The 22,911-nt window shown below is 66.4% G+C and carries 18 protein-coding genes; 10 read left to right on the top strand and 8 right to left on the bottom strand.

From position 1 onward, the window contains the following. Window positions 1–108 precede the first annotated feature (108 nt). The 6 genes from ACK4HJ_RS02850 to ACK4HJ_RS02825 all read right to left on the bottom strand — a co-directional run bounded on the left by ACK4HJ_RS02850 (window position 109) and on the right by ACK4HJ_RS02825 (window position 9,853). The gene (locus ACK4HJ_RS02850) at window positions 109–1,098 is read right to left on the bottom strand and encodes an HD-GYP domain-containing protein (RefSeq protein WP_409828081.1); all 990 of its coding nucleotides are present in this window, start codon (window positions 1,096–1,098) and stop codon (window positions 109–111) included. 68 nt (window positions 1,099–1,166) lie between these two features. Next, on the bottom strand, window positions 1,167–4,937 hold the full coding sequence (locus ACK4HJ_RS02845) for a PAS domain S-box protein (protein ID WP_409827540.1): 3,771 nt from the start codon (window positions 4,935–4,937) through the stop codon (window positions 1,167–1,169). Window positions 4,938–5,213: 276 nt separating this feature from the next. After that, the gene (locus ACK4HJ_RS02840; RefSeq protein ID WP_409827538.1) at window positions 5,214–6,755 is read right to left on the bottom strand and encodes a polyamine aminopropyltransferase; all 1,542 of its coding nucleotides are present in this window, start codon (window positions 6,753–6,755) and stop codon (window positions 5,214–5,216) included. 154 nt (window positions 6,756–6,909) lie between these two features. Beyond that, window positions 6,910–7,131, bottom strand: coding sequence for a DUF350 domain-containing protein (locus ACK4HJ_RS02835; protein ID WP_409827536.1), 222 nt, complete (start codon window positions 7,129–7,131; stop codon window positions 6,910–6,912). Between the two features lie 56 nt (window positions 7,132–7,187). After that, window positions 7,188–8,681: a DUF4178 domain-containing protein gene (locus tag ACK4HJ_RS02830; RefSeq protein ID WP_409827535.1), complete on the bottom strand. Its 1,494-nt coding sequence runs from the start codon at window positions 8,679–8,681 to the stop codon at window positions 7,188–7,190. 107 nt (window positions 8,682–8,788) lie between these two features. Further along, entirely contained in the window at window positions 8,789–9,853 is a 1,065-nt protein-coding gene (locus tag ACK4HJ_RS02825) for an SPFH domain-containing protein (protein ID WP_409827533.1), read from the bottom strand. A gap of 290 nt (window positions 9,854–10,143) precedes the next feature. On the opposite strand from ACK4HJ_RS02825, the gene ACK4HJ_RS02820 reads away from it, so the two are divergent. Next, complete coding sequence (locus tag ACK4HJ_RS02820; RefSeq protein WP_409827531.1) at window positions 10,144–10,389, top strand: DUF2061 domain-containing protein; 246 nt, start codon at window positions 10,144–10,146, stop codon at window positions 10,387–10,389. A 214-nt stretch (window positions 10,390–10,603) separates the two neighbouring features. On the opposite strand, the gene ACK4HJ_RS02815 is transcribed toward ACK4HJ_RS02820, so the two are convergent. After that, complete coding sequence (locus tag ACK4HJ_RS02815) at window positions 10,604–10,906, bottom strand: flagellar basal body protein (RefSeq protein ID WP_409827529.1); 303 nt, start codon at window positions 10,904–10,906, stop codon at window positions 10,604–10,606. 85 nt (window positions 10,907–10,991) lie between these two features. Continuing rightward, a complete protein-coding gene (locus tag ACK4HJ_RS02810) occupies window positions 10,992–11,954 on the bottom strand; it encodes a LysR family transcriptional regulator (RefSeq protein ID WP_409827527.1) in 963 nt (320 codons plus the stop codon). Between the two features lie 128 nt (window positions 11,955–12,082). On the opposite strand from ACK4HJ_RS02810, the gene ACK4HJ_RS02805 reads away from it, so the two are divergent. The 9 genes from ACK4HJ_RS02805 (at window position 12,083) to ACK4HJ_RS02765 (ending at window position 22,908) form a co-directional block, all read left to right on the top strand. After that, window positions 12,083–13,444: an aspartate aminotransferase family protein gene (locus ACK4HJ_RS02805; RefSeq protein WP_409827526.1), complete on the top strand. Its 1,362-nt coding sequence runs from the start codon at window positions 12,083–12,085 to the stop codon at window positions 13,442–13,444. A gap of 20 nt (window positions 13,445–13,464) precedes the next feature. Then, complete coding sequence (locus ACK4HJ_RS02800; RefSeq protein ID WP_409827525.1) at window positions 13,465–14,100, top strand: DJ-1/PfpI family protein; 636 nt, start codon at window positions 13,465–13,467, stop codon at window positions 14,098–14,100. 70 nt (window positions 14,101–14,170) lie between these two features. Beyond that, a complete protein-coding gene (locus ACK4HJ_RS02795; protein ID WP_409827523.1) occupies window positions 14,171–15,688 on the top strand; it encodes a CoA-acylating methylmalonate-semialdehyde dehydrogenase in 1,518 nt (505 codons plus the stop codon). 335 nt (window positions 15,689–16,023) lie between these two features. Further along, on the top strand, window positions 16,024–17,619 hold the full coding sequence (locus ACK4HJ_RS02790; protein ID WP_409828080.1) for an ABC transporter substrate-binding protein: 1,596 nt from the start codon (window positions 16,024–16,026) through the stop codon (window positions 17,617–17,619). A 73-nt stretch (window positions 17,620–17,692) separates the two neighbouring features. After that, window positions 17,693–18,646 (top strand): ABC transporter permease, encoded by a 954-nt coding sequence (locus tag ACK4HJ_RS02785; protein WP_409827521.1) that lies wholly within the window; start codon window positions 17,693–17,695, stop codon window positions 18,644–18,646. Between the two features lie 13 nt (window positions 18,647–18,659). Continuing rightward, complete coding sequence (locus ACK4HJ_RS02780; RefSeq protein WP_409827520.1) at window positions 18,660–19,565, top strand: ABC transporter permease; 906 nt, start codon at window positions 18,660–18,662, stop codon at window positions 19,563–19,565. A gap of 21 nt (window positions 19,566–19,586) precedes the next feature. Beyond that, the gene (locus tag ACK4HJ_RS02775) at window positions 19,587–20,630 is read left to right on the top strand and encodes an ABC transporter ATP-binding protein (RefSeq protein ID WP_409827518.1); all 1,044 of its coding nucleotides are present in this window, start codon (window positions 19,587–19,589) and stop codon (window positions 20,628–20,630) included. Between the two features lie 83 nt (window positions 20,631–20,713). After that, a complete protein-coding gene (locus tag ACK4HJ_RS02770; protein WP_409828078.1) occupies window positions 20,714–21,727 on the top strand; it encodes an ABC transporter ATP-binding protein in 1,014 nt (337 codons plus the stop codon). Next, window positions 21,724–22,908: an amidase gene (locus ACK4HJ_RS02765; protein WP_409827516.1), complete on the top strand. Its 1,185-nt coding sequence runs from the start codon at window positions 21,724–21,726 to the stop codon at window positions 22,906–22,908. Before ACK4HJ_RS02770 ends, ACK4HJ_RS02765 begins: the two co-directional genes overlap by 4 nt. The last annotated feature ends 3 nt before the right edge of the window (window positions 22,909–22,911 follow it).

The following is a 22,911-nucleotide window of genomic DNA, read 5'->3' as shown; positions in this document are numbered from 1 at the left end:
GCAGCCGAGCAAGGGCCGCCCCGCAACGAGGGCTGCGTCCCCCCGCCCGCATGGCGCGTGCGAGAGAGGGGGGATGCCGCGAAGCGGCTCAAGGGGGGTCGCTCCTCGTCAATCCGGCCAGCGGCGCTGGATGTCCTGCAGGGCGGGCAGTTGCGCAATGAAGACCTCGACCATGGCCGGGTCGAAGTGCCGCCCGGCCTGTGCGCGCAGGTGGGACACGGTGTCGTCGATGGGCCAGGGCTCCTTGTACGGGCGGCGGGCGGTCAGCGCGTCAAACACGTCGGCCAGAGCCACCATGCGCGCCTCGGCCGGGATGGCCTCGCCCACGAGGCCCTGGGGGTAGCCGCTGCCGTCCCACTTCTCGTGGTGGTACAGGGCCACGGTGCGCGCCATGCGCAGCACGCCCGAGGGGTGTTCGCCGATGATCTCGGCGCCGATCTCGGGGTGGCGGCGCATCACGTCCCACTCCTCTGGCGTGAGCTTGCCGGGTTTGCGCAGGATGGCATCGGGGATGCCGATCTTGCCCACGTCGTGCATTGGTGCGGCGTTGAGCAGGTCGTCCGCCCACTGTGCCGAATGGCCCAGCGCCAGCGCCAGCACACGCGCAAAGTGGCTCATGCGGATCACGTGCATGCCGGTTTCGTTGTCCTTGAACTCCGCGGCGCGGCCCAGGCGCTGCACGATCTGCAGGCGGGTTTCGCGCAGCTCGTCCATGCGCACCAGCGATAAATGGGTGCGCACACGCGCGCGCACCACAGGGGCGCTGATGGGCTTGGTGATGTAGTCCACCGCGCCCGCGTCAAAGCCGCGCGTTTCCTCGGCCGTGTCGGTGAGTGCGGTGACAAAAATCACGGGGATGTGCGCCGTTTCGCGGTCGGCTTTCAGCGCGGCGCACACGGCGTAGCCGTCCAGGCCCGGCATCATCACGTCCAGCAGAATGAGTTGGGGCTTTTGCTGCTGCGCAATCTGCAGGGCGCGGGCACCGTCGGTGGCAAACAGCAGGCGGTAGTCGTCCTGCAGCACATGGCGCAGCACCTGCAGGTTGGTGGGCTCGTCGTCCACCAGCAGCAGGCGCGGGCGGTGGTCATCGGCGGGCATCACGGCGGCGGGGTTGGCGACAGAGGCCGTGGCCGCTGCATCGCCAGGGGCATGGGGTGGAACCATCGTCAAGGTCCTTCAGAGGCCGGCATCTGCGCGATGTGGTGGTGCAGCGCGCGCAGCGCACCCTGCGCGTCGTCAAAGTCAAAACGGTCCAGCGCCTCGCGCAGGCCGTCCAGGCGGGTGGCGGGCAGGTGCTGCTCCAGCACGGCCAGGGGGCCGTCCGGGAGCTCGCCGGTGGCCAGGGCCTGGCCCATGGCGTCCAGCGCGGTCAGCACCTGCGCGCGCTCGCCCGTGCCCAGCGGTGCGGGTGCAGTGGCCGTGTGGGCGGGGCCGGCGTCGGGTGCGTCCAGGCTGGCCAGTGCCCCGCGCGCCTGCTGCAGGGCCGCCGACAGCTCATCGACCAGCGCCGGCCGGGCGCTGGCGTGGGCGGCGTGCGCAGCGGCGGCCTCCAACCGCTCTGCCAGGCGCTGCACGGTGGGCAAGGCCAGGTTGGCGGCGGCCCCGCGCAGGCGGTGTGCAGCGGCGGCCAGGGCCTGGGTGTCGTCGGCGGCCACGGAGGCTCGCAGCCCGTCCAACGTGGCGTCTGCGTCTTGCAAAAAGCGGGCAATGGCTTCGCGCAGATAGCGTGCCTGGGTCCATAGGCGCACGCCGCGCTCCCAGTCGATGGCGGGTTGCCCGGGGGTACTGCTCCCGGGCGGTGCGTCAGCCCCCAGCGGCGCCGAACCCGTGATCGGCAAGGCATCGTCCGCCAGGCCGTGCAGGCCCACCACGCGTGCGATTTCGCCCATCAGGCGCAGCGGCTCGATGGGCTTGCTTGCAAAGCCGTCCATGCCGGCGGCGCGCGCGTTGCGGCGGTCCTGCTCCAGCACGCTGGCGGACAGCGCCACGATGGCGGTGGGCTTGCGCCGCTGCTGCGCCTGCTCGAAGTTGCGCAGGTGGCGCGTGGCCTCCAGGCCGTCCATGTCGGGCATCTGCAGGTCCATCAGCACCACGTCGAAGCGCTCGCGCTCGAAGGCCTTCACGGCGTCGGCGCCGCTGTACGCCAGCACCACCTTGTGACCGCCGCGCTGCAGGGTGATGTCCAGCAGCTCCAGATTGGCGGGCACATCGTCCACGGCCAGCACGCGCAGGGGCGGCAGGGCCCGGCGGGGCAGGGGGCGCGCCACTGCACCCGCGCTGTCGCACGCATGCTCTGTGGCCGCCTGCAGCGGCAGCTGCACGCTGAAGGTGCTGCCCTGGCCCACCTGGCTGGCCACCGCAATCTGGCCACCCATCAGTTCGGTGAGCTGGCGGGCAATGGTGGTACCCAGGCCGGTGCCGCCGTAGCGGCGCGTGGTGGACGCATCCGCCTGCGAGAAGGGGTCAAAAATGCGCTGCAGCCCGGCCGCGTCGATGCCGATGCCGGTGTCGATGACGTCCAGCGTGAGCTGCCCGCTGGTGCCGCCCACACGCAGCGTCACGCTGCCTTCGTGCGTGAACTTGATGGCGTTGCCCATCAGGTTGAGCAGAACCTGCTGGATGCGGAACGCGTCGCCCTGCCAGAACTCGTCCACGGTGGGCGGGTAGTCCAGCACCAGGCTCAGCCCCTTGCGCGCGGCCGTGATGCGCAGGGAGGCCAGGATCTGGTCGCACAGCTCGCGCAGGCTGAAGGCTTCGATCTCCAGCTCCACCGCGCCTTTTTCGAGCTTGGCCGTGTCCAGGATGTCGTTGAGCAGGCGCAGCATGGAGCGCGCGGCGTGGTGCACGGTGCCCAGGTGGCGGCGCTGGGTGCTTTCCAGCGGCGAGTCGAGCAGCGCCTCGGTGAAGCCGATGATGGCGTTCATGGGCGTGCGGATCTCGTGGCTCATGTTGGCCAGGAAGGTGCTGCGCGCGGCGGCGGCCTGCTCTGCGCGGTCCTTGGCGGTGCGCAGGTCGCGCTCCATGGCGCGGCGCTGGCTCAGGTCGGTCGCGAACTTGATGACCTTGACCACCTTGCCGTCGGCATCGAGGATGGGGTTGTAGGTGGCGTGGATCCACACCTCGCGCCCGCCCTTGCCCAGGCGCTCGAACTCGCCCGCCACAAATTCGCCCTGGCCCAGCCGGCGCCAGAGGGTGGCGTAGTCGTCGCTTTGCACGAAATCAGGCCGGCAGAACAGGGCATGGGGCTGGCCGATCACCTCGTCCAGCGTGTAGCCCGTGAGGTCCAGAAAGTTGGGGTTGGCCGTGAGTACGCGCCCGAGCAGGTCGAACTCCGCCGTGGCCTGCGACCGGTCGATGGCCTGCACCGTGCCCTCGAACTCGGCATTGCGCGCCTTGCTGTCGGTCACGTCCAGGATGACGCCGTCGATCCAGCGCATGGCGCCGTCGGCATCGGGCACGCCCCGGCCGATTTCCGACATCCAGCGGGTTTGGCCCTCGCGCGTGGTGATGCGGTATTCCACCTGGTACGGCCGTCCGTGCTGCAGCGCGTGCTCCACGTCCAGGGCAATGTGGGCAGCGTCCTCGGGGTGGGTGATGTCGCCAAAATGGATGCGGCCCTGCACAAAGTCCTCCGCCGTCCAGCCTGTGATGTGCACCACCGCGTCGCTGATGAACAGCATGGGCCAGCTGCCGCCATTGAGGCAGCGAAAGGCCACGCCGGGCAGGTTGCCCACGAGCGAACGCAACTGCTCTTCACCCTGGCGGCGCTGACGTTCCAGCGCGTTGCGCTCCGTGAGGTCAGACAAAAAGCCTACAAACAGCGGCTCGCCCGGCTGGTCCACCCGCCCCACGGCCAGGCGGATGGGCACCCGCGTGCCATCCTTTCGCACCGCATCCACCTCGCGGCCTGCGCCGATGATCTTGGCCACGCCGGTGTCCAGGTGGTTGCGCAGGTAGCTGTCGTGCGCGTCGCGGTGGGGCTGGGGCATCAGCATGTGGATGTTCTGGCCCAGCACCTCTTGCGCGCTCCAGCCCAGCAGGCGCTGGGCCGCGCCGTTGAACAGGCGCACCGTACCCCGCGCGTCGATGATGATGATGCCGTCCACGGCGGTGTCCACCAGCGCGCTCAGGCGCGATGCCGTGGCCCGGCTGTCGCGCAGCAGCTGGCTGAAGCGGATGCTTACGTTGACGCCCGTGATGACCAAGCCCATGAGCAGCGCCACCATGGCGATGGCCAGCGCCAGGTACCCTGCATGGGTGCTGGCGCCCGCCGCTTCGGCCACGGGCGCCACCACGCGCACTGCGGCCATGGCGATGTAGTGCATGCCTGCAATGGCCAGCCCCATGACCACGCCGCCCAAGGACGCGGCCACCCAGCCCGGCAGGCGGGCCCAGCGCGCCAGCCGAAAGTGCACCCACAGCGCCAGGCAGGCCACAGCCACCGCAAACACCAGTGACGCCACAAAGCCCGCCACGTCATACCGCATCACCGGCGCAAACTGCGAGGCCGCCATGCCCGCGTAGTGCATCAGCCCGATGCCGGCGCCCACCAGCGTGCCACTGAGGAGCAGCGACCGGCCGGAGACCTGGGCCTGCGCCAGCACATGGAGCGCCACCCACGACGCCAGCAGGCTGGGAACGACGGAGCCCATGGTGATCCAGGGGTTGAAGTCGCCGGAGGCACAGAGGTCAAACGCCAGCATGCCCACGAAGTGCATGGACCACACGCCCCCGCCCAGCGCCAGCGAGCCCGAGAGGATGATCAGTCGGCGGGTGGACCGCTCGGGCGCGCGCCGCGCCATGCCTGCCAGGTGCAGCGCCATGATGGACGAGGCAATGGCCAAGGCCACCGACACCGCCACAAGCCAGGGGTCATGGCGCCAGAAAACGTCCAGCGCAACCTGTTCGGCACTGACAAGAAAGAACCGGTCGAGCATCTGCGCAATTTGTAAACAATGGTGTCCATTGTGCCGAAGCGCCACGCGTATCCATTGTTAACAATCATGACCCGTTGGACGGGGCCCACACCGCGCGTCCATCGCCCTCCTGCCGCGCAGAAGGGGTGACTGAGCCCAGCGTGCCCGAGCAGGCCACCAAACGCGCCCGAGCTAGATGCAAAGCGCAGCCAAAGCGCGGGCTATGGCGAGCATTTGTAACGACAGGGGGTGTGTTTTGGCGGGATGAGCGGGCATGGCGGGTTCGTCCACACTTTCTCAGTGGTGGGTGCGGCCCCATTCGCGCTCGTACGTGTGCACCAGCGCCTGGTTGGACAGCCGGTTCACCTCGCCCGGCACTCGCGCCATGTCCAGCGGAAAGTCGAACAGCAGCGGCAGCGTGTCGGCACTTAAAAACCGCAGATCAGCGGGCAGGGACTCCGGCAACCGCCAGGGCCGGCGGCTGGCGATGATGAAGCCCCATTCGCCAAAGCTGGGCACGTGGGCGTGGTACGGCGCGGTTTGCAAGCCCACGGATTCAATGGTCTGCGCCACCGTCCAGTAGCTCTGCCGCGCCACCAGCGGCGACGTGGTCTGCACCACCGCATAGCCGCTGGCGGCCAGGCGCTTGTCCAGCAGCGCGTAAAAGCTGTTGGTGTAGAGCTTGCCAATGGAGAAGTTGGTCGGGTCGGGAAAATCCACCACGATCACGTCGTAGGTATCGTCCGCCGGGCCCTGCTGCAGCCAGCCGAACGCATCGGTGTTGATGATCTTCACCTTGGGGTTTTGCAAGGCATGGCCGTTCAGCTGCGCCAGCATGGGGTTGTTGCTGAAGATGTCCGTCATGGCAGGGTCCAGCTCCACCAACGTGACGGATTCCACCGAAGGATATTTGAGGATCTCCCGCACGGCCATGCCGTCGCCCCCGCCCAGCACCGCCACCTTCTTCGGCGCGCCGTGGGCCGCCATGGCGGGGTGCACCAGCGCCTCGTGGTAGCGGTACTCGTCGGCCTGCGCAAACTGCAGGTTGCCGTTGAGGTAAAGCCGGTGCCCCGCACGCCCCTGCGTGACCACGATGCGCTGGTAGGGCGAGGCCGTGCTGAACACAATGCGGTCCTGATAAAACTTGTCTTCGGCAAAACTCGTGATGTGCTCGGCCCCCGCCAGTGCCGACAGCAGAATGCCCAGCACCATCACGCAAGCCGCCACATGCGCCTTCACGCGCCGCAGTTCGTGCCGGAACAGCCACACCGCCCATACCGCCACGGCCGCATTCATCACGCCAAACAGCAGCCCGGTTCGGATGAGCCCCAGGTGCGGCACCAAGAGCAGCGGGAACGCCATCGACACCGCGAGCGCCCCAAGGTAGTCAAACGTAAGCACCTGCGAGACCAGGTCCTTGAGCGCCACGTTGCGCTTGAGGATGCGCATGACCAGCGGGATCTCCAGCCCCACCAGCGTGCCCACCATGAGCACCATGCCGTACAGCAGGAACCGGAACGCCCCCGGCGTGTAGGCATTGGCCAAGAACAGCGTGGCCGGCAGGAGCCCGCCAATCAGCGCCACCAGCAATTCGATGCGCAAGAAGTGCGCAGGCAGCTGCCGCTCAAAGTACCGCGACAGCCACGAGCCCACACCCATGGCGAAAAGGTAAGTGCCGATGATGGTGGAAAACTGCAGCACCGAATCGCCCAGCACATACGACGCTAGCGCGCCTGCGGCCAGCTCGTACAGCAGGCCGCAGGCGGCCACCACGAAGACGCTGATGAGGAGCGCGATCTCGATGGGTCGGGGGCCAGCGGGGGCTTCGGTGTCCTTCATGTGAAAGTGCATGCAATAGGCGCAGCATTGGTCAGCGGACGCCGCGGATGGGCCGCCAGCATGTCGCACTCTGGAAGTCGGCGTCGCCCTCCTGCCCGTATTGCACAGCGATGCAAGAGCTGTGGGCTGCTGCGCAGCTGATCAAAGGGGTGGTTCAATGAATCGCCGCCGCCACGATGATGCTGATGCCCAGGCACATCGCGGCCACCACCATGGCCAGGGCCTTGTTCTGCTTTTCGACAATTTCTTGCCACAGGTTGTACGGCGTGATCTTGTCCACGATGACAAAACACACCCAGAAGATGACGACGCCAATCAGCGCGTACAGCATGGACCCGAGGAAGGCTGCGGGCCGGAGCCATTCGATTCCCATCATGGTGTGATCTCCTTGAAAACGAGGGTATGTATAGAAGGGTGCGAGGCCGGAGCCCGCTACTTGTGGCTGCCGCCGGACGAGTATCCGCCGAACGAGCCACCCGAGCTGCGGTAGCCGCTGCCGGATGACCCGGAGCAGTTGCTCAAGATGATGAGCAGGATGAGAACGGCCACTGCGACCAAGATGACGGTGGCGCAGCCCACACCCTGCGACGCCACGAAGGGGCCGGGGTCGTCGCGCTGGAGCAGGTCTTTTTTGTCCTGCAGGTTGAAGGCCTTGGCCACGGTGTCGCTGGCCAGCTTGTCGCCAGCGGACCAGGTGACTTCATTGGGCGTTTGTTCCAGCGAGAGCAAGCCCTTGGCGCTTGCAAAATCGCGGTTGCTGGTTTTTTGGCCGCGGGTGACCTGCCAGTAGAACTCGCCCAGCACGTAGGTGGTTTCCGCCTCGTAGGTGTATTTGAGCTCGTACTTGGTGCCCAGATACGTGGCAGTGCGGCCGCTTCCCGAGAGCTGCGGTGCGCCGGTGGTGGGGCGCACCATGCTCCAGCCTTCTTCCGAATCGACGAGGAAGGCGAAGCCGCGCTTTTGGTTGTAGAGCAGATATTCGCTCCAGCCAAAGTGTTCGTCGTCGCCCGGCGCCACGCCCATGCGGTGCTGAAAGCCCACCACCTGCCAGTGCACGCCCTGCAGCTGGCCCTTGCTGCCCAGCGGGATGATGGGGCGCACGGGTTCGTCCTGCTCGGCCGAGCGCAGCTCGCCACCCACGCCGCTACTCAGGTCGATGACGCTGGCGCAACTGCCGCAAGTGATGCTCTTGGTGGTGGACAGTTTGACCTGCACCGGCGCGCCGCAGTGCGGGCAGTTGAACTGGCGGCTGCCTTTGACGTCCTTGGCGGATTCGTCCTTCAGTCCCTGCAGCTGAAGGTCTTCCAGCAGCACGGCCTTGCCGCGCTCCACGCCGGGCGGGGTGTGGCTGTAGTCGATGCTGACCACTTCGCCGTCGGCACTGCGCAGCTCGACCATGCCGAACGGGTGACCCAGCGGCGGCAGCTTGGGCAGCTCGCCCTGCGCGGAGATCAGCGACGCCTGGCCGGTGTAGGCAACGCTGTAGGGTTTGCCATTGATGGCCGTGGTGGTGCCGATGCGAAAGCGCTCGGGCGCGGGCATCTCGCGGCCGGGGTCGATGGGGCGGGTGAAGACGTAGGCCCCGTTGTCTTCACCCAGCGTGGCGGTGGTGCCGTCCTGCAAAAAGGCGACCCACTCGGTCCACACGCCGGCGTCGCCCTTGTACTGCAGTCGGCCGATGAGGGTGAAGGGCACGTCCTTGCAATCGAGCTGGATGCGACCGCTGGCCATGAGCTGCAGCGGGCTGTGGTCATCGAACAGCTCGGCCATCTTGCCCAGGCGCGTGAGCACGTCGCCGCTGCGCACCACCGTGCTCTGGCAATAGCCGCAGACGGCGTGCGTGGACTGGGCGCTCTTGAATTCCACCGGCGCGCCGCAGCCGGGGCAGGGCGCGCGGTAATAGCGCTGGGTGGGGTGGGTGGCCATCGTGGAGTGTGTTCTGCCCGCGCCGCGCTACGCGGCTTTGAAGCCTTTTTGGCCTCTAGCGCTCATCCCTCAAGCGCAAGCAGCTATATTTATGATAGCAACCGACTTCAGACCAATTTCTTCAGCAGCTCGGTCTTCTTGGCATCGAACTCTTCCTGCGTCAGGATGCCCTTGGACTTGAGGTCGCCCAGCTTCTCCAGCGTAGCCATGACTTCTTCGGGCTTGACGCCCACAGGTGCTGGCGCTGCGGCGGCCTGCGCGGCGGCGGCTGCGGCGGGGGCCACGGGGGTTTGCAAGCCCTGCTGCAGGTTTTGCGCCAGCACCTGGCCCAGTGCAACGCCGGCACCCAAGCCCATGGCGTCGCCCGCAATGCCGCTGCCGCCGCCGCCCGCGCCGCCTTCGGCAAACTTCGGGATCGCCTGGGCCGTCTGGTACTGCATGAACTTGGCCATGTCGTTGCCAACCATGCCCATGCCAATCTTTTGGTCGAGGATCTTTTGCAGCTCTTCGGGCAGCGAGACGTTCTGCACCGTCATGGCTTCAAGCTGCAGGCCGATCTTGGCGAAGGCGGGCGCCAGCTCCTTGGCCAGCGCGTCGGCAAACATCACCTGGTTGGCCGCCAGATCGAGGAAAGGCACACCGCTGCCGGCAATGGCGTTGCTGATGTTCTGCAGCACCACGCCACGCAACTGGCCTTCCAGGTCTGCCACCGGGTACGACTCGCGCGTGCCCGAGATTTCGGTGTGAAAGAGCTTGGGGTCGGCGATGCGGTAGGCGTAGTTGCCGAAGGCGCGCAGGCGCACCGCGCCGAAGTCCTTGTCGCGGATGGTGATGGGCTGGGGCGTACCCCACTTCTGGTCGATCTGCTGGCGCGTGCTGAAGAAGTACACGTCGCTCTTGAAGGGCGACTGGAACAGCTTGTCCCAGTTCTTCAGATACGTCAGCACCGGCAGCGTCTGCGTGGTGAGCTTGTAGGTGCCAGGGCCGAACACGTCGGCCACTTGGCCTTCGTTGACGAACACCGCCATCTGCGACTCGCGCACCACCAGCGTGCCGCCGTTCTGGATTTCCATACCCGCCATGGGGAAGCGCCATGCCAGCGTGCCGTCCCCCTCTTCGGTCCACTGAATGATGTCAATGAACTGTTTCTTGATGAAGTCCATCAGGGCCATGTGTGCTCCCAATACGAAGAAGAGGGGGGTTGAAAGAGGGGGCCATCATAGCAACGGGTTTCGCGCGATCCGCAGCAATTTTGCGGCCTGTTGCGTGACGCATTTCACGCTGCAACGGCCCGCGCAGCCATGTTTTTGCGGTATGCACCGCAAGGTCTGCGCGCGACAGCGGCGATAGAGCCTATCTGCGGTTTAGGAAGGATCAATTGGCTTTTGCTATTGAGAATCACTACCATTTCTCCATCGCTGCATTTATCTGCCGCAGCGTTCTAAAGAACAAGGAGCCCGCCATGTCGCACATTCGCCGCGCCGCACGCCAGAACAAGACCATGCTGATGAAGACGGCCAGCTACTACGTGATCCATATCTGCGTAGCGGCCATGGTGGCCTATGCCGTCACCGGCAACCTGTGGGCATCGCTCACGCTGAGCCTGCTGGAGCCCACGGTGCAGGCGGTGGCCTTCTTCTTTCATGAAAAGGCCTGGGACCGTGCTGGGCGGCGTGCCGCCAATGAAGCAGCCTTGCAAGGCACGTGACGCCCCAACACCCATCACGTCAATAGACAGGAAGGAGCAGCATCGCGATGTACACCATTCCCTTGCACAGCCGCACGGCGGCAGGCATGGCCTTTCAACGCTGGCTGGTCAAGCGCCTGGCGAGCCTGGCGCCGACCGCTTAAAACTGCCTACCGGCCGCAAATAAAAAAAAGCCCCGGGAGCGGGGCATTGCAGCAACCGGAAGTCGCTTGACTCAGACCTTGATATCGAGCAGCGCGCCCATCATCGCGTCCTGCGTCTTGAGCGTCTGCAGATTGGCCTTGAACGCATAGGTGGCCGACATCTGTTCCACGGCCTCCTGCTCCAGCGCCACACCCTCCTGAGGCTGGCGCTGCACGGTGGCCCGGACCCCGGCGCCTTCGGCCACCGCTTCTTGAGACACGGCATGCCGACGGAAACCTGGCGTATTCATGTTGGCCACGTTATGGGCCGAGGCGTCCAGGCGCAGCTGGGCGGCCTGCAGGCCGGACGACGCGATGGAACTGAGTGATGCCATAACGGGTTTACAGATAGTTGCAAGTTAGGGTTGATTTTGAACTCCGGTGCGCATTAGCGCAAGGCAAGCCCTTGCCTTCCGTGGTTCAGTCCACTGCATGTGCATGCGCCAGCAGCAGGCATTGCGCAAACGCCTGCGCCGCACGCGGCGGCTGCGGCGACTTGCGCAGCACGCTCACAAACTGGCAGCGGTAGTGGAACTGTGCAGGCAGCACCGCCTGCATGAGCCCCTGGCGTTCGAAGCCCTCGGCGTAGTGGTCGGGCAAAAAACCCAGGTAACGGCCCGAGAGGATCAGCGTGGCGATCGACTCCTGGTCAAACCCCGTGGCCTTGCGCGGCAGGCGGGTGCTGTGGCTCAGCTCCATGTTGGGGGAGTGGTAGCCCAGGCCCGCAAACTGGTAGGCGCGCAGTGATTCCCAAGTGAGCGCGGCGTGGTCTCCGCCAAACAGCGGGTGGCGCGCGCCGCAGTACAGCAACATGGTTTCGGCGAACAGGTCGGCGTAGACCAAGCTTTGCGACGTGCGGTGCGCCGGGATGATGCCCACGTGGAAGCTGCCGTCGATCAGCCCGCGCTCGATGGCCGGGATGGACGCGACGTGCATCTGCAGGCTTACCTCCGGCGCCTGGCTGGCAAACAGCGCAATCGCATCGCCGATGTGCGCAGCGGGGTTGCTGGCGGTCTTGTCGAACACCGCTACCTCCAGCCGCCCGCCCATGCGCCGGTGGATGTCGTCGATGCTGCTGCGGAAGCCGTCCACGGCGGACAGCAGGCGCAGGGTTTCGTCGTACACGCGCTGGCCCTCGGCCGTGAGCGCAAACCCGGCCCGGCCCCGGCGGCACAGCGTGAGGCCCAGACGGGTTTCCAGGTCCTTCATGTGGCGGCTCACGGTGCTGGTGCCGATGTTCAGCTCCAGCTCGGCGGCCGACATGCCACCGCACTCGACCACGGCCTTGAACACCTGCAGAAGGCGCAGGTCCATGTCGCTGAGCTGGCCCAGTACGGCGCGGTGTTTGGGGGAAGGGTGGGGCATAGGTGTTTTTACTTGCATAAACCGTCAAGTAAACATTGATATTGGAGTATTGGAGAGATTAACAGGCAGCGCAACAATGGCCCACGTTGTGCCCCCTCCCTCGGGGCTGCTCGCCTTTTATCGCCGCCTTTGCACTGGAGAACCCCATGAGCTTCGTCAATATCGAAAAACCCGCCGCCGGTGCCGAAGGCCCCCGCATGGATGCCGAGTGGCTGGACGCGCACTGGATGCCCTACACCGGCAACCGCCAGTTCAAGGCCAACCCGCGCATGATCGTGGAGGGCAGCGGCGCCTACTACACCGACTCCGAAGGCCGCAAGATTTTTGACGGCCTTTCGGGCCTGTGGTGTGCTGGCCTGGGCCATGGCCGCCGCGAGATCGCCGAGGCCATCGGCAAACAGGCGATGAAGCTGGACTACGCCCCCGCCTTCCAGTTTGGCCACCCGCTGTCGTTTGAACTGGCCAACCGCGTGAAGGAGCTGACGCCTGCAGGCCTGGACTACGTGTTCTTCACCGGCTCGGGCTCCGAGTCTGCTGATACGTCGCTAAAGATGGCCCGCGCCTACTGGCGCGCCAAGGGCCAGGGCACCAAGACGCGCCTGATCGGCCGCGAAAAGGGCTACCACGGCGTGAACTTTGGCGGCATCTCGGTGGGCGGTATCGTGGCCAACCGCAAGCTGTTTGGCCAGGGCGTGGAGGCCGACCACCTGCCCCACACGCAGCCGCCCGCAGGCTCGTTCCACAAGGGCATGCCGCCCACGGGCAAGGAGCTGGCCGACCGCCTGCTGGAAGTGATTGCGCTGCACGACGCGAGCAATATCGCTGCCGTGATCGTCGAACCCTTCTCGGGCTCGGCCGGTGTGGTGATCCCGCCCGTGGGCTACCTGCAGCGCCTGCGCGAGATCTGCACACAAAACAACATCTTGCTGATTTTTGACGAAGTGATCAGCGGCTTTGGCCGCAGCGGCGCCTGGACGGGTGCCGAAGCCTTTGGCGTGACGCCCGACATCCTGAACTTTGCCAAGCAGGTCACCAACGGCGCGCAGCCGCTGGGCGGCGTGGTGGCCACCAAGGAGATCTACGACACCTTCATGGCGGCGGGCGGCCCTGAGTACATGCTGGAGTTTCCGCACGGCTACACCTATTCGGCCCACCCCGTGGCTTGCGCAGCGGGCATTGCGGCGCTCGACATCCTGCAAAAGGAAGACATGATCGGCCGCGTGAAGGCGCTGGCCCCGTACTTTGAGCAGGCCGTGCACAGCCTCAAGGGCGCCAAGCATGTGGCTGACATCCGCAACTTTGGCTTGGCAGCTGGCTTCACCATCGCAGCGGTGCCCGGCGAGCCTGCCCGCCGCCCTTATGAAATAGCGATGAACTGCTGGAAGAAGGGCTTTTACGTGCGCTACGGTGGCGACACCATCCAGCTGGCACCGCCGTTCATCAGCACCCAGGCCGAAATCGACCGCCTGATCAGCGCCCTGGGCGACGCCCTGCAAGAAACGGCTTAAGGCACGAGCCCGACCGGCCCATGCGCATTTCCATCCTCACCTTCGACGCCTTTAACGACCTGGATTCGCTCGTGGCGTTCGGCATGCTCAGCCGCATCGCGCTGCTGGGCGACAAAGACTGGCAGGTGCGCATTGCGAGCCCCACGCCGCGCGTCACGTCCATGAACGGCCTCACCATCGACGCGCATGAAGACCTGAGCCGGTTGGCGGATGCCGACGCGGTGCTGGTGGGCAGCGGGATGAAGACGCGCGAGGTGGCCAACACCCCCGCGCTGATGGAACAGCTCAGGGCGCTGAACCCTGCACGCCAGCTGCTGGCCGCGCAGTGCTCGGGCACCTTTTTGCTCAGCCGCCTGGGCCTGCTCAGGGGCACGCCCGCCTGCACAGACCTGACCAGCAAGCCCTGGGTGGTGGAGTCGGGCGTGGACGTGGTGCCGCGCGCCTTCACCGCCCGTGGCAACGTGGCCACGGCGGGCGGGTGCCTGGCTTCGCAGTATCTGGTGGCGTGGCTGGTTGCACGTCTGAAGGGGCTGGACGCCGCGCGCGAGGTGCTGCACTACTTTGCGCCCGTGGGCGAAAAGCAGGAGTTCATCGACCGCGCGCTGTCCCATGTGGTGCCCACGCTGGAACCCCAGGCGGCGGCACAGGCTGCATAGTCACTCATCTTTTTATAGCTGCTTGCGCATACTGGACGTGCGCAAACGGCATTTTTTACTTGAAATCACCATGAACCACGACAAGAACGTCACCACCACCGTCGGCCACCTGATCGACGGCAAGCTCGTTGCAGACACCGAGCGCACGCAGCCGGTGTTCAACCCCGCCACCGGCCAATCGACCACCAGCGTGGCCTTGGCCAGCAAGGCCACCGTGGAAGCCGCCATCGCCTCCGCCGAGGCCGCCTTCCCCGCCTGGCGCAACACGCCGCCGCTCAAGCGCGCGCGCGTGATGAGCAAGCTGAAGGTCCTGCTCGAAGAAAACGCCGACAAGATTGCCGCGATGATCACCGCCGAACACGGCAAGGTGCTGGCCGATGCACATGGCGAGCTGCAGCGCGGCATCGAGAACGTGGAATACGCGAGCTACGCGCCCGAGCTGCTCAAGGGCGAGCACAGCCGCAACGTGGGCCCCAGCATCGACAGCTGGAGCGAGTTCCAGGCGCTGGGCGTGACCGCCGGCATCACCCCCTTCAACTTCCCCGCCATGGTGCCGCTTTGGATGTGGCCCATGGCCGTGGCGTGTGGCAATACCTTTGTGCTCAAGCCTTCGGAGCGCGATCCCTCCTCCACGCTGTTCATCGCCCAGCTAGCGCTGGAAGCCGGCCTGCCCCCCGGCGTGCTGAACGTGGTCAACGGCGACAAGCTGGCCGTGGACACGCTGCTGCAAGACCCCCGCGTCAAGGCCGTGAGCTTTGTGGGCTCCACGCCCATTGCCGAATACATCTACAGCGAAGGCTGCAAGCACGGCAAGCGCGTGCAGGCCCTGGGCGGCGCCAAGAACCACGCCGTGCTCATGCCCGACGCGGACGTGGACAACGCCGTGAGTGCCTTGATGGGCGCGGCGTACGGATCGTGCGGCGAGCGCTGCATGGCCATCCCGCTGCTGGTGGCCGTGGGCGACGAAGTGGGCGACGCCGTGATCGCGGGCCTGAAGACCGAAATCGCCAAGATGAAGGTGGGCCCCGGCACCGACAACAGCAACGACATGGGCCCGCTGGTCACCAAGCCGCACTTCGAGAAAGTGAAGGCTTATGTGGACAGCGGCGTGGCCGAAGGCGCCACGCTGGTGGTCGATGGCCGCAGCGTGAAGGTGGCGGGCCACGAGGAAGGCTACTTCCTGGGCGCCTGCCTGTTCGACAACGTGAAGCCCGGCATGAAGATCTACCAGGAAGAAATCTTCGGCCCCGTGCTCGGCGTGGTGCGCGTGAAGACGCTGCAAGAAGCCATGCAGCTCATCAACGATCACGAATACGGCAACGGCACCTGCATATTCACCCGCGATGGCGAGGCCGCCCGTTACTTCACCGACCACATCCAGGTCGGCATGGTGGGCGTGAACGTGCCCCTACCCGTCCCGGTGGCCTACCACTCGTTCGGCGGCTGGAAGCGCAGCCTGTTCGGGGACCTGCACGCCTACGGCCCGGATTCCGTGCGCTTCTACACCAAGCGCAAGACCATCACGCAGCGCTGGCCGTCGGCCGGTGTGCGCGAAGGCGCGGTGTTCAGCTTTCCGAGCAGCCGCTGACGCGCAGCGCGGGGGCCTCACCATCGGCCCCTGCCTACCACCCACCATCACGGCCCTGCGGGGCCGTTTTTCATGGGCACAGCCCACGCACCACGATGGGGAGCCGCCCGCAGACCGAACCGCGCAAGGCGCGCGGGCGCGCCGTTCGTGGTGCAGAAGGGGTTTAGCAAACACTGAAATGCATGGCATGTCACTTGCTATGAGGGCTGTATCCGCAACCCAACCCCCTCGAAGGTGACCCCATGAGCCACGCCCTGCCGCCATCGCATTCCCTGGCCTCGCGCCGCCTGCGCCCCGCGCCGCTGGTCTGCGCACTAATGGCCGCCGTGTCGTTGATGGGCGGTGCTGCCAGCGCGTGGGCGCAGGAGAAAACGCTGCGCATTGCCATGACGGCGGCCGACATCCCGCGCACGCTGGGGCAGCCCGACCAGGGATTTGAAGGCAACCGCTTCACCGGCATTCCGATCTACGACTCCCTCACGCAATGGGACCTGTCCAAGTCCGACGCGGCGAGTGTGCTGATTCCGGCGCTCGCCACGTCCTGGGCGGTGGATGCCAAGGACAAAACCAAATGGGTGTTCAAGCTGCGCCCGGGCGTGAAGTTCCACGACGGCTCGGCGCTGAACGCCGACGCGGTGGTATGGAACGTGGGCAAGGTGCTGGACAAGGACGCCGTGCAGTTCGACGCCAGCCAGGTGGGCGTGACGGCCTCGCGCATGCCCACGCTGCGCTCGGCCCGCAAGATCGACGATCTCACCGTGGAGCTGACCACCAGCGAGCCCGATGCGTTCCTGCCCATCAACCTGACCAACCTGTTCATGGCCTCGCCCGCGCACTGGCAGAAGAAGTTTGATGCAGCTGCAGGGGCCACGCCGGCCGACAAGTCCAAGGCCGCATGGACAGCCTTTGCGGCCGATCCTGCGGGCTCGGGCCCGTTCAAGGTCACGCGGTTTGTGGCACGGGAACGTCTGGAGCTGGCGGCCAACAAGGCTTATTGGGACGCCAAGCGCACACCCAAGATCGACAAGGTGGTGATGCTGCCCATGCCCGAGGCCAATGCCCGCACGGCCGCGCTGCTGGGCGGCCAGGTGGACTGGATCGAGGCCCCGGCGCCGGACGCCATGCCGCAGATCACGCAGCGCGGTTTCAAGATTTACTCCAACGCGCAGCCCCATGTGTGGCCCTGGCAGCTGTCGTTTGCCGAGGGCTCACCCTGGCTGGACAAGCGCGTGCGCCAGGCCGCCAACCTGTGCGTGGACCGCGGGGGCATGAAGCAGCTGCTGGGCGGCATGATGGCCGAGCCCAAGGGCACCGTGCCCCCCGGCCACCCCTGGTGGGGCAACCCGAAGTTCGACATCCGCTACGACGTGAAGGCCGCGCAGGACCTGATGACGCAGGCTGGGCATTCGGCGGCCAAGCCCTTGAAGGTGAAGGTGCAGATCTCGGCATCCGGGTCGGGTCAGATGCAGCCTCTGCCGATGAACGAGTTTGCGCAGCAGTCGCTCAAGCAGTGCTACTTTGACGTGCAGTTCGACGTGATCGAGTGGAATACGCTGTTCACCAACTGGCGCAAGGGCGCCAAGGACCCGTCGGCCAACGGCGCCAACGCGGTCAACATCAGCTTTGCCGCCATGGACCCGTTCTTTGCCATGGTGCGTTTTGTGAGTACCAAGACCTTCCCTCCGGTGTCCAACAACTGGGGCTACTACGGCAACGACGTGGTGGACAAGCTGGTGGCCGACGCACGCAACAGCTTTGACGACAAGGCGCGCGACGCGGCGCTCGCCAAGCTGCACGCGCACATCGTGGAGGACGCGCCTTTTGTGTGGATTGCGCACGATGTGGGCCCCCGTGCCATGTCGGCCAAGGTGAAGAATGTGGTGCAGCCGCGCAGCTGGTTCATCGACATCGCCACGATGACGATGGACTAAGAAGGCGCGAACGAACCCGCCATGCCCGCCGGGTTCATTCACACCTTCAGGCCCCTCTTCTTACGGGAACACCATGCTGGCCTATCTGCTGCGCCGCGTGCTCTACGCCCTGCCCATCATGCTGGGCGTGGCGCTGGTGTGTTTTCTGCTGGTGCATCTGGCACCCGGTGACCCGCTGGTGTCCATCCTGCCGCCGGACGCCTCGGCCGAGCTGCAGGCCCAGCTGCGCGAGTTGTACGGCTTCAACCGCTCGCTGCCCGAGCAGTTCGTGATGTGGGTGTGGCGTGCGCTGCAGGGCGACCTGGGCGTGTCGATTGCCAGCAACCGCGCCGTGGCCACCGAGGTGATGACGGCCGTGGGCAACACGCTGCGGCTGGCCATGGTGGCCACAGCCATCGGCTTTGTGCTGGGTTGCCTGTTCGGGTTTGTCGCGGGGTACTTCCGCAATTCGTGGGTGGACCGACTGGCATCCATGCTGTCGGTGCTGGGCGTGAGCGTGCCGCATTACTGGCTGGGCATGGTGATGGTCATCGTGTTCAGCTCGCAGCTGGCCCTGCTGCCGGCCACGGGAGCGGGCCCCGGCGGGTCGGGCCAGTGGGCGTGGGACTGGGAGCACCTGCAGTTCCTGGTGCTGCCCGCGCTTACCATGTCGGTCATCCCCATGGGCATCATCGCCCGCACGGTGCGTGCCTTGGTGGCCGACATCCTGGAGCAGGAGTTCATCCTGGGCCTGCGCGCCAAAGGGCTGACGCACGCGGGCGTGTTCCGGCACATGGTGAAAAACGCAGCGCCCACGGCCCTGGCGGTGATGGGCTTGCAGCTGGGCTATCTGCTGGGTGGCTCCATCCTCATCGAGACCGTGTTCTCGTGGCCCGGGACGGGCTTTTTGCTGAACTCGGCCATCTTCCAGCGCGACCTGCCGCTGCTGCAGGGAACCATCCTGGTGCTGGCACTGTTCTTTGTGCTGCTGAACCTGGTGGTGGACGTGCTGCAAACGCTGCTGGACCCCCGCATCGCCCGCGCCTGAGCAGGAACCCACCATGGCTTCACTCACAGCAGACAGCGCACCCGCCATCGCCGACGGTGGCGGGCCATCTACAACTCCTTCGCGCGGCTACTGGGAGGCGGCCCTGCGCCGCTTTGCCCGCGACCCCGTGGCCATGGGCGCCGCGCTGGTGGTGCTGCTGCTGGTGGCACTTGCGGTGTTCGGCCCGTGGATCGCCCCAGCAGACCCGTATGCGGCGTCCATGCTCAAGCGGCTCAAGCCCATCGGCACCGAAGGCTTGCCCCTGGGCAGCGATGAGCTGGGGCGCGACATGCTCTCCCGCCTCATCGTGGGGGCGCGGCTGTCGCTGTTCATCGGCATCACACCGGTGGTGTGCGCGTTCCTGATCGGCTCGGTCATCGGCATCGTGGCGGGGTATGCGGGCGGCTTCATCAACACCGCCATCATGCGCACGGTCGATGTGTTCTACGCATTTCCTTCGGTGCTTCTGGCCATCGCGCTGTCGGGCGTGCTGGGCGCAGGCATGGTCAATTCGCTGATCTCGTTGACCATCGTGTTCATCCCCCAGATCGTGCGAGTGGCCGAGAGCGTGACCACGCAGGTGCGCAACCGCGACTATGTCGAGGCCGCGCGTGCCTCGGGCGCCAATGCGTTCACCATCGTGCGGGTGCATGTGCTGGGCAATGTGCTGGGGCCCATCTTTGTCTATGCCACCAGCCTGATCGCGGTGTCCATGATCCTCGCATCGGGCCTGTCCTTCCTTGGGTTGGGCGTGAAGCCCCCAGAGCCGGAGTGGGGCCTGATGCTCAATACATTGCGCACCGCCATCTACGTGCAGCCCTGGGTGGCCGCGCTGCCGGGGCTGATGATTTTCATCACATCGATCTCTTTCAACATCCTGTCCGACGGCCTGCGCGCGGCCATGGACAACAAGGGCTGAGAGGCGAGGGACATGCCCACCATGCACACCATCACCGACGTCGGCGGACCCGCGCAGCCCCTGCTCAGCATCTCGGGGCTGGTCAAGCATTTCCCGCTTAAAAAGGACGCGTTGGGCCGCGGGGGTGGCATGGTGCACGCGGTGGACGGCGTGAGCTTTGAAGTCCTGAAGGGCGAGACCCTGGGCGTGGTGGGCGAGTCGGGCTGCGGCAAGTCCACTACCGCGCGGCTGCTGATGCAGCTGATGGCGCCCACCGCAGGCGAGATCGTCTTTGACGGCCGCACCGTGGGCAGCCGCGACCTGCCTCTCAAGGAGTTTCGGCGTCAGGTGCAGATGGTGTTCCAGGACAGCTATGCATCGCTCAACCCCCGTCTCACCATCGAGGATTCAGTGGCCTTCGGCCCGCAGGTGCACGGGGTACCCGCACGCGAAGCCGTCGCCCGTGCGCGCAGCCTGCTCGACCGGGTGGGCCTGTCACCCGCGCGCTTCGCCGAGCGCTATCCGCACGAGCTGTCCGGCGGGCAGCGCCAGCGCGTGAACATCGCGCGCGCCCTGGCGCTGCAGCCACGCATGGTGATCCTCGACGAGGCCGTCTCCGCATTGGACAAGTCGGTGGAGGCGCAGGTGCTGAACCTACTGACCGAGCTCAAGGCCGAGTTTGGCCTCACCTATGTGTTCATCAGCCACGACCTGAACGTGGTGCACTACATGAGCGACCGGGTGATGGTGATGTACCTGGGCCAAGTGGCGGAAATCGGCCCGTCGGACATGTTGTTCAAGTCGCCCGGTCACCCATACACAGCCGCGCTACTTTCGTCCATGCCGTCGATGGACCCGGACCGCCGCACGCAACAGGCGCCTCTGGCTGGAGACCCCCCAAACCCCATCGACCCGCCCACAGGTTGCCGTTTTCACCCCCGCTGCAGCATGGCGGCCGCCGTGTGCGCCCAGAAGGTGCCGGTGCACTCGGTAACGGGCCCGCAGCACGTCGCAGCCTGCCTGGTGCACGAGGCGGGCAGCGGGCATCCCCAAGTTCGCCAGGCACCGGTGGCCGCCACAGCATGAAGGCCGCTGACATGAACCGTGCTGAAACGTTCCCGGCATCTGCCGCCCCCCCGGCGACCACCGCCGGCAGCGATGCAACACCAATGGTGGAGTTGCGGGATCTCAGCGTCGCCTTCACGGGTGGGCGCAGGCCAGTGCAAGCCGTTAACGGGGTAAGCCTGACGGTGCAGCGTGGTGAGGTGGTGGCTTTGATCGGAGAGTCGGGCTCTGGCAAGAGCGTGATGTTGCGCACCCTGCTGCGGCTGCACCCGGAGCGGCGCACGCAGTTGGCGGGCAGCGTGCGGGTGGCAGGTCAGGATGTGCTCCAACTGTCTGGCCGGGCGCTTGCAGACTACCGGGGCAAGGTAGCGTCGATGATCTTCCAGGAGCCGCTGCTGGCGCTGGACCCGGTGTACACCGTGGGCGCGCAGATCGTGGAGTCCATCCGCCGCCACGACAGAGTGACGCCCGCCGAGGCCCAGCAGCGTGCGCTGGCCTTGTTTGAGCGTGTGCGCATCCCCAGCCCCGAACGGCGACTGCAGGCCTATCCGCACGAGATGTCTGGCGGAATGCGCCAGCGCGCCATGATTGCGCTGGCCCTGGCCTGCAGCCCCCAGCTCCTCCTGGCAGACGAGCCCACCACCGCGCTGGATGCCACGGTGCAGATCCAGATCCTGCTGCTGCTGCGCGAGCTGCAGCGGGACCTGGGCCTGTCGGTGATTTTTGTGACACATGACATCGGCGCGGCTGTGGAAGTGGCCGACCGCATTGCGGTGATGTATGCGGGCCGCATCGTGGAAGAAGGTTCGGCGCGGGACCTCATCTACCGCCCCCGTCACCCCTACACCATCGCCCTGCTCAAGAGCCGTGCCCACGGCACGCTGGCGCGCGGAACCCCGCTGGAGACGATTGGCGGCGCGCCACCTGACCTTGCGCAACTGCCCACCGGCTGCGCCTTTGCTGCGCGCTGCTCGCTGGCCGCAGACTCCTGCCGCACACAGCAGCCCGCACCCGTTTCGCTGGCGCCCGGCCACCAGGCGCTGTGCCTGCGCACCGACGCTGCCGCCGCCCTGGCACCCCGATGGGTGCCCGCTCTCTCAGACACCACCGCCCAATGACACCACACGACACCGCGCACGCATTTGTTCCCTACCCACCGGCGCCGGTGCCGCACGCGAGCACCGGGCCCCTGAGCGGGCTGAGTTTTGCCGTGAAAGACCTGTTTGACGTGGCGGGCTACCCTACGGGGGGCGGCAGCCCGCTGGTGCTGGCGCTGTCGGGCACCAAGGCGCGCACCGCGCCCACGGTACAGAAGCTGCTGGATGCGGGCGCGCGCTTTGTGGGCAAGACGGTGACGGATGAGTTGGCGTTTTCGATGAATGGCAACAACGCGCACTTTGGCGCGCCGCTCAACGGGGCGGCGCAGGACCGTATCACCGGCGGGTCGTCGTCGGGTTCGGCATCCGCAGTGTCCTGGGCCCTCTGCGACTTTGCACTGGGGACGGACACGGGCGGATCGGTGCGGGCACCCGCCAACCACTGCGGCCTGTACGGGTTGCGGCCCACGCATGGCCGCGTGAGCATGGAAGGCGCGCTGGACCTGGCCCCCAGTCTGGACACCTGTGGCTGGTTTGCCCGAGACGCGGCCACCTTCTCCCGCGTGGCCGATGTGCTACTGGGCCCCGATGCCACGCCCCTGCCCGCGTCGCCGCGCCTGCTGTGGCCCACCGATGTGTGGGCGCTGCTGGAACCTGCGGTGGCCGAGGCCCTGCAGGCAGCCACGCACCGCGTGACGCGCGCCTTGGGCCCCTTGCAGCCGGCCCGTGCAGTGCTGGAATCTCCCGAGGCCATGTATTGGAGCTTCCGCTATGTGCAGGGGCGGGAGGCATGGATGACCGATGGCCCGCTAATCGAGCGCTACGCACCACCGCTGGGGCCAGGCGTGGCGGAGCGGTTTGACTGGTCGCGGTCGGTGACGGACGTCCAGGTATCCGAAGCGCGCGCGTTCCGCACCCGCTACCGCGACCACCTGTCCAGCCTCCTGGGCACGGACGGTGTGATGGTCATGCCCACCATGCCGGATGTGGCGCCGCTACGATCAGCGCCCGAGAGCAGCCTGGAGGACTATCGCAACCGTGCGATTCAAATGCTGTGCATGGCGGGGCTGTCGGGGTTTCCGCAGCTGTCGATGCCGCTCGCCCAGCGCGATGGTGCGCCGCTGGGGCTGTCACTTCTGGGTCCAGCAGGCAGCGACCGGTCCCTGGTGGCCCTGGCCGCCCGGATTGCGGCTGCGGAATAAACC

The sequence above is a fragment of the Acidovorax sp. genome (genome assembly GCF_046294525.1).
GTDB lineage: Bacteria > Pseudomonadota > Gammaproteobacteria > Burkholderiales > Burkholderiaceae_C > Acidovorax.
The sequence above is the reverse complement of the archived record's forward strand: the minus strand, read 5'-3'. Positions and strand labels throughout refer to the sequence as shown.